This window comes from Actinomadura sp. HBU206391 (assembly GCF_014323665.1).
Lineage (GTDB): Bacteria > Actinomycetota > Actinomycetes > Streptosporangiales > Streptosporangiaceae > Actinomadura_C.
Genome location: NZ_JABVEB010000454.1, coordinates 1 through 2,985 on the forward strand (window position 1 = coordinate 1; position 2,985 = coordinate 2,985).

The window sequence follows — 2,985 nt, forward strand, 5'->3', positions numbered from 1 at the left end:
AGGAGGACCCTCAGCGCTGGATGAGCTGGTCGGCCAGGCTGGGCAGGTCCGGTGCGACGAGGTTGGGCTGGGGCAGCGAGGCGACTGGCAAAGGCGCGTTGCCCGGGCGGGTGATCAGGCCGGCGGTGTAGCCGGCGCTTTGGGCGCCCACGGTGTCCCAGACGTGGCACGCGACCATGAAGCACGTGGACGGCGGCACGGCCAGGCTCTGGGCCACCAGGTGGTAGACCTGCGTAGCAGGCTTGTAGGCGCGGACGGTCTCGACGGTGAACTGCCGCTCGAAGAACGGTGCGAGCCCGGCGTGCTCCAGTGGGCTCTGCCCATCGGGGTTGGCCGGTGAGTTGGTGAGCGTGACCATGCGGAAGCCCGCGTCCCTGAGGCGGGTCAGGCCCGGCTCGACGTCGGGGTGGGCGGGCATGGTCAGCATGGCCTGCCTGATCTCCTCCACGTCGTCGTCGGTGATCTGGACGCCGTGGATGTCGCCGACCATTTTGAGCAGCCCCTGACCAAGGGTGAAGTAGCCCTCCCAGAGGCCGGACAGGGTGATCGTCATCGAGTACGTGATCAGCTGGCCGAGCCATTCGCGCATCACCCGGGCGTCGCCGAAGATCTTCTCGAAGAGCGGGTTCATTGACTCGAAGTCGATCAATGTCTCGTTCACATCGAAGACGAGGACGCGGGGCTCGCCGCCGATCCACTCGCCATTGGTGTCGGCGGGCGTGGTCAGCTCGTGATTCATTCGTTGTCATCCCCCTGTCCGGGTGGTTTGCCTGCCTCGGGGTCACCAGTCGACGGCGTCCACGTAAGGCCGGGTCCAGACCGCGACCTGCAGCATGACCGACTTGGTGAAGCAGCGTGCATGCGGTCGACCTGCTCGGGCGAGGCGCCCATGGCGGCCAGATACTCACGCGCCGTGGCGATCACGACGGCGGTGAAGGCCAGCAGGTAGCGCATCGGAAGGTGGTCGAGGGAATCGGCGTGGTCGGTGGCCCCAAGCCGGTCGAGACCCGGCTTCTCCCCCAAGATGTGGCCTACCCGTCTGGTAGGTGCTACACCGCGACCGTAAACGCGCAATGCTTCGACGGTCCCCGGCCTGCGGATTCCGGCGATCGTGGCGGGCGTCCTCCTGGGGCCGACCGGGCTGGGCTTGATTCACGACGGTCTCCCCGTACAGATCCTGTCGAAGTCCCCTCCTGGTCGCCGTCATGCTTTCGGCGACCTCGCTGGGCCTGGTCGCGCCGGTCCTCAAGGATTCCGGGCAGGCCGAGGGCGGGTTGGGGCAGAGCACGGTCGCGGCGGCCTCGGTGGCCGATTTCGGCGCGGGCCTGTTGTCGGTCATGCTGTTCCCGGCCGGCGCGCTGGCGCTCTTGCGTGATCGTGCGCGTCCTCCGATCGGACCGCCACCGCCTCCCCGGTCCGCCACCGCGGGCGGGCCAGGGTGAGCGACCGGCATTCCCCCCATAACAGGACGATTCGGCAAAGCCGAGTTACAGGATTGCCTATGACCAGGGCATTTCCCGCATATGTCCTGTAACGCCCGGGCGCACCGGGAGACAGCATCTCCTTGAGACCCCTACGAACGAGAGACCGCTACGAGGAGGCTGCCATGGATGAGGCCGACGTGATCGTGGTCGGGGCGGGACCTTCCGGGGAGACCGCCGCCGCACGGTGCGCCGACAACGGGCTCGCCGTCACCGTGGTCGAGCGCGAGTTAGTCGGCGGTGAATGTGCCTTCTGGGGCTGCATCCCCAGCAAAGCGCTTCTGCGGCCAGGCGACGCGCTCGCCGCGGCCCGCCGGGTTCCAGGCGCCGATCAGGCGGTCGCCGGCCCGCTGGACGCGATGGCATCGCTCGCGTGGCGCGACACGCTGACGGCCGATTGGGACGATGCCGGTGGGGTGTCGTGGCTCGACGGAAAGAAGGTCGATTTCATTCGCGGCGCCGGACGGCTGACCGGCGAGCGCGAGGTCGAGGTCGAGACCGAGGCCGGAACGCGGCGGCTCACCGCACGGAAGGCCGTGGTCCTCGCCACCGGGAGCACGGCCGCGGTCCCTCCCATCGAGGGCCTGGACGAGGTGCGCACGTGGGACAACCGCGACGCCACCGGTGCCCATCACATCCCGGAGCAGCTGCTGGTTCTGGGCGGAGGCTCCGTCGGATCCGAGCTGGCGCAGGCTTTCCGGCGGCTTGGGAGCCGTGAGGTGACCGTGGTGGAGGCCATGGACCGCCTCCTGTCACACGAGGAGGCGTTTGCCGGAGCCGAGGTGCGTGCCGCGTTCGAGGCCGAGGGCATCGATGTGCTCACCGGTGCGGCGATGACGGCTGCTCGGCGGGCGGACGGCGACGGCGCGGTGACCTCGACGCTGGCCGACGGCCGGAAGATCAGCGCGGACGAGATCCTCGTCGCCGTCGGCCGCCACGCGGCGACCGGCGATCTGGGCCTCGAAACGATCGGGCTCGAGCCCGGCCGTTTCGTCGACGTGGACGAGCGGATGCGGGCGACCGGAGTCGCCGGCGGCTGGCTGTATGCGGTGGGCGACTGCAACGGCCGGGCGCTGTTCACGCACATGGGCAAGTACCAGGCCAAGCTGGCGGCCGACACCGTCCTCGGCCGCCAGACCGCAGCGTCCGCGGTCGTGCCCCGGGTGACGTTCACCGACCCGCAGGTCTGCGCCGTCGGCCCGACGGAAGAGCAGGCACGGAACGCCGGGCTCTCCGTACGGGCCGTGACATTCGGCACCGGGGATGTGGCGGGCTCCGAGGTCCAGGGCATCGGGATCACCGGGACCAGCAAACTGATCGTGGACACCGAACGGCAAGTGGTCATCGGCGCCACCTTCACCGGACCCACCATGCAGGAGCTGCTGCATTCCGCGACCGTCGCCATCGTCGGCGAGGTGCCGCTCGATCGTCTGCGTCAGGCTGTGCCTTCGTTCCCCACGGTCAGCGAGGTCTGGCTGTATCTGCTCGAACGGCTCGAACACTA

3 protein-coding genes are annotated in these 2,985 nt (G+C 69.1%); 2 read left to right on the top strand and 1 reads right to left on the bottom strand.

Translation table 11 applies throughout. The features are described from left to right. Positions 1-10: 10 nt before the first annotated feature. A complete protein-coding gene (locus HKK72_RS38160) occupies positions 11-739 on the bottom strand; it encodes a haloacid dehalogenase type II (RefSeq protein ID WP_187239251.1) in 729 nt (242 codons plus the stop codon). A gap of 466 nt (positions 740-1,205) precedes the next feature. Here HKK72_RS38160 and HKK72_RS40380 point away from each other — a divergent pair, with 466 nt between their 5' ends. Together HKK72_RS40380 and HKK72_RS38170 are read left to right on the top strand one after the other, a co-directional pair. Beyond that, entirely contained in the window at positions 1,206-1,442 is a 237-nt protein-coding gene (locus HKK72_RS40380; RefSeq protein ID WP_222721657.1) for a hypothetical protein, read from the top strand. Positions 1,443-1,606: 164 nt separating this feature from the next. Continuing rightward, positions 1,607-2,985: dihydrolipoyl dehydrogenase family protein (locus tag HKK72_RS38170; protein WP_187239252.1), on the top strand; the 1,379-nt coding region annotated here is incomplete at its 3' end.